The sequence below is a fragment of the Cupriavidus basilensis genome, assembly GCF_029335485.1.
GTDB classification, from domain to species: Bacteria; Pseudomonadota; Gammaproteobacteria; order Burkholderiales; family Burkholderiaceae; genus Cupriavidus; species Cupriavidus basilensis_E.
In genome coordinates this window covers 1-4,649 of sequence record NZ_JARJLM010000110.1, presented here as the reverse complement: position 1 = coordinate 4,649, position 4,649 = coordinate 1, and the positions used below count along the sequence as shown (strand labels likewise).

Here is a 4,649-nt window from a genome sequence, read left to right as displayed (position 1 = left end):
CCTCGCCGAGAGGTCGATCACCGAACCGGATGCCTGGGCGATATTGCCGTGCGCGCTGGAGAGGATGAGGTCGCCGCCCCAGCTGTACTTGCGGACGTCGAAGAAACTGACCTCGCGGCCCGCCAGATCGATGCGCGCCGCGTCCCCCAGCCGGATATCGCCGTCGGCCTCGACGGTGAGCTTGCCGCTGGGCAGCGACACCACGCTGTCGAGCGTCACCGTCCGCCCCTTGAGGCCGATCTCCGCACCCAGCACGCCAGTACTCGCCGCCGGAGCACCGGCGGGCGCAGACACCGTCAGGGCACCGCCCGCCGTGTAGCGGTTGATCGACGCGGCGGCGCCGCTCAGCAGCGGCGTGACCAGATTGAGGTTGCCGCCCGCGTAGGAGGCCGCATCGGTGCCGCTCTGGTACACCGCCAGGGAGTTGCGGTTGTTGGCAGTAATGCGCCGGCTGGCATTCAGGTTGACCGTGGCGAAGCCCAGCGCCAGCCGGTCCAGCGTGAGCTGCGTATCGGGCTGCGCGAACCTGGGATAGCCGAAGACGATTTCGTCGGCCACGAGGTCGAGCGTGCCGGCACCGGTACCAGGACCGCCGGCTACCACCTTGGGCGGCGGCAGGCTGCCGGGTCGAGACCCGGAGTCCCGCATCTTGCCGTCGCTCACGCCGTTCCAGAACAGCGTTCCCGTAGTCAACGTCGCCTTGTCGCCGGCGGCGCCCAGGCCGTAGATGGCCGGCGTGCTGAGCACCAGCTCGGCAAGGCTCGACCTGCCGGTGGCCGGATCGATGGTGTTGAAGGAGACCGGCCCCAGGAAGTTGACCGATCCGCCCGCCGACAGGATCAGGGTTTCGAGTTTCGGGATGCCGATCCCGGCATTGCCTTTGAGCAGTCCGTCGAACACCTGCTGGTTGAGGGTCAGGCCGTCGGGCAGCACATGGGCGGCGGCGGCCGCATCGATTGCCGCCTGCTGTCCGATATTGATGCTGGGGGCCGCCACGGACAAATACCTGGCGCCGTAGCGCGCCTCCGGATCGAGCACCAGCTTGCCGGCCGCACTGACCACAAAGCCCAACGTGCCTTCCGTATACAACTCGGCCTTGCCGACCGTGATGCTGGACGAGGTACCGCTGGTTTGCGACACCAGGTCGACAAAGCCATTCGACAAGATCAGGGCGCCGGTCGCCCTATTGGCAAAATAGCGGTAGCCATCCGCCGTAGGAAAGGGAGTCGCACTACCTCGTCCAAGGGTACTGATCCGCGCGCCGTCTTCCACGGTCACGCCATCAACGCCTCCAGCCAAGAATATCTCCGGGGCCTGAAGCACAACGCCATTGCGAACGACGATGCCTTTGGCGCCGCCGAACAACCTAATCGTATTTTGAAATTGAGCGACGTTGCCAACCATCATGCGATCCGCACCGACGGCGTTGAGGTCGTCTGCCGAGAGCGAAATGCGATCCGCAGCAGAAGTGGCTCCCGAAGGCTCGATTTCAATACTTCCGCTTTCCGTCGTCGCAACGCTCAGCATGCCTCCGTAGCCACCCCGGCCCGGAGTAAACAGGGCATGGCCCTTGAAACTGAGTGCAGGCCCGGCCCCCGGCTGTTCGGCATATGACAGGAGCAACGACTTGGCATCCACCGGCAGTACCGGGCGCAATGCTCCCGATCGAGCCGCATCGGCGATCAGGAAGTTGGCATAGCTGGTCTCGTTGTATTGCGAATGGGCACGCACCGTCTGGCCGGGCGTCACCACCAGTTGCGTTGGCAGCGCATCACGGTAGCTGGTATTGGCGATGCCCTGATAGCCCGACACAAGCCAGGAGCCATTGCCGGCGGACATGGCGGCAACGCCCGCTGTCGACAACGCCGCTTGCCCACCGACCTCCACGCGATAAGCGCCGGGAAGCAGCGCATAGCGCGCCGGCATCAGCGTATAGGTGCCCGCCGGCAGGCCTGGCACGCCAGCCGGCACGGTAATCTGCCGCCCGACGCCGGGCGCGGCGCCCGCAGAGGCGTCGATCGGGGCGGAACCCGGCTGTGCCCCCGGCACGATGGCATAGACCTTGTTGCCGGCCGCACTGAACCCATAGCCCGGCCCGGCATTGGCCAGCGGCGTAGTCAGCACGTCGACCGAGCCGCCGCGTCCGCTGACGAATCCCGAACCCAGCAATTCGCCACCACCGGACAGGTCGATCGTAGCGCCTTGCCGCACGTCGAACGCCTTGCCCGCCAACGTGACGCCGGAGTTGAAATTCAGCGATCCGCTCAGCGCATTGCCGCTGTGCGAATAAGTGATGCCGTCCACGGTACCGCCGTAGGGCAGCACCAGACCGTTGGCGCTGACCGAGGTGATACTGCCGGGCAGCAGGTTGACCTTGTCGGTGACCGGCGGTTTGAGCGTACCGCTGCTAGACGTCGCGCCGAGGGTGATCGAACCCAGCGGGGCACGCAGCACGCCACCCTGCTCGATTTCCTTCGCGTAAATAATGAGGCCGCCGAATACCGACCCGGGAAGGGCCGGCAGCGCGTCACCGGTACGGCCGATACGCACAGCATCCCGGGCCATGATGATCGAGCCCGGAGAGGAGATCGTGCCATTGGCGCTGCTGATCGGATAGATCTGCGCGGCGTTGAGATCCAGCGTGCGGCTGCCGACGAGATTGCCGATCATCCGGATATCGCCCCGGCTGTTCAATGTTGCGCCGTCGAAGCCGGCGTAGTCGAAGGTGCGCGAGCCGCCCAGCAATGGCACCGAGCCCATGGCGCCGCCGAGTTGCAGCGCATGGATGTCGATCAGGTCGGCGTCGACCACCAGCTTTGCGCTGCCCACCCGAGTGGAGGGCAGGCTGCCCTGCGCCTTTGGATAGACCGAGCTGCCGGGGATCGGTTTGCCCGGCGCTTCCCGGAATACGACGTGTCGCGCGGCGAGCCGGACAGACAGCGCGGAGCCGTCCGTGACCAGCGCCGAATGGTAGAGCTCGATATTGCGGCCGAGCGCCAGATCGACATTGCCATCGAAGCGCAAGATGTCGGCGTAGGCAGAGAGACTGTCGAAACCGCCAGCCTTGATCTGTTCCGCGCTGATACGCGCGGTGCCGATCTGCAGCGGCGCATCCGAGCCGCTCGCCAAGTAATTCTGGCCAATCACGAGTTCACGCAGGAAGCGCACATCGTCGGGGACCGTTGGCTTAGCGGTCGAAGCCTGATAGCGCGCTGTTTCCAAGGTCAGGATCAATGAGCCTCCCAGCGCGCCGGCGCCACCGGCGGCGGCCCTCATGCTGCCGTCGAGATAGAGACCATTGAACGAATTGAGAGCAATGCTGCCCCCATTGCTGGCCAGCATGAGTGGCCCAGCACCACCCGGTGGATCGACCACCGCGCTGGCACCCGATGCGTCGAGCAAAGCCCCCGACCGGATTACGATGAATGATTCAGCAGCCTGGGCGATGCCCCCATCGTTGTCGCGCTTGGTCGGTGCCCCGAGCGCGATGCCGCCGCCGCTCGGCACCACGCCGTAGCGCCGCCCGTTGCTGTCCACTGCCGTCACGGCGCGTGCGGCCACATCCAGCACCGCATGATCACCGATCAGGATCGAGCGCTGTCCTGGCGTCGAACCGGCCGGAGCACTTTCCCCCGCGGCCGTATTTGCCTGGATGACATCGATCGCGCCGCCGGCCGCTTGCAGTCTGCCGTCGATCGTGATCTGCCCCGGGCTTTCGACCACGATGCGACGGCCGGGATCAACGGTGACCGACGCACCCGTGCCGATGCTGACGCTGCCTGCGCCGCCGATCATGGCGGCGTTCGACTTGAGCGCGACATCGGCGCCCGCGCGCTGGGTCAGCTTGCCGGCAACGGGGTTTTCCTGATGCAGGGGCGGCGTCCAGAGTTCGAGAACGGCGGACGGATCGGCTCCCGTCGCCACACCGGATGCCGCCGCGGACGGGCGATAGACCGGCATCGCCGCATCGATCTTCGTGCCGGCCGTGACGGCAAGGCTTTGATGACCGTCGACTACGTAGCTGGAAAAGCCTTTCTGAAAGAGAGATGTGTCCAGATACTGAACAGGCTGGACCTTGACCGCCTGCGGCAGTCTCGTCCCCGCAGCGAGTTGTGTTCCAGCGGCAAACGTCGCGTCTTTCGGCGCGATTTTCCCAGCTCCTATCACCACCTGAACAGGCTGAATGGGTATGCCATTCGGAAATATGCTGGCGGGAACAACATAGCTGGCCGGAAAATCACTTGGCGAATAAATCGCGGTGATGACCGAGCCGGCGCCAAATGACAGCTGCGACCAGGGATATACCTGCGTATAGACCCCGTCGACCATCAAACCATAGAAGTTACTGGTTGCGGGCGGTGGAGTCCAGTCCTGTGCCAGGACAACCGGATGGCTTTCGGAGAAATCGGGGGCTCCGCCAACAGCCTCGCCGGGAAGTGAAACGGTCTTGGCATATCGATAGGTGATCGGCAGGACATCGCCAGCCTTGATAGTGAACGCCTCCGTGGTAACCAGATCCACCACGGCCGCCTCGCCCGCCCCGAGCGTACCGTTGTTCTCGAGCACCTTGCCGCCAATGGCGATGGCCGGCCCGGCGCCGATGGTGAGCGTGCCGCCGCCATTGACGCCATAGCCTCGGATGTCCCCAT

At 65.2% G+C, this 4,649-nt stretch carries 1 pseudogene; it reads right to left on the bottom strand.

From position 1 onward, the window contains the following. A pseudogene (locus P3W85_RS06280) lies at window positions 1–4,649 on the bottom strand (hypothetical protein); the annotation flags it as partial.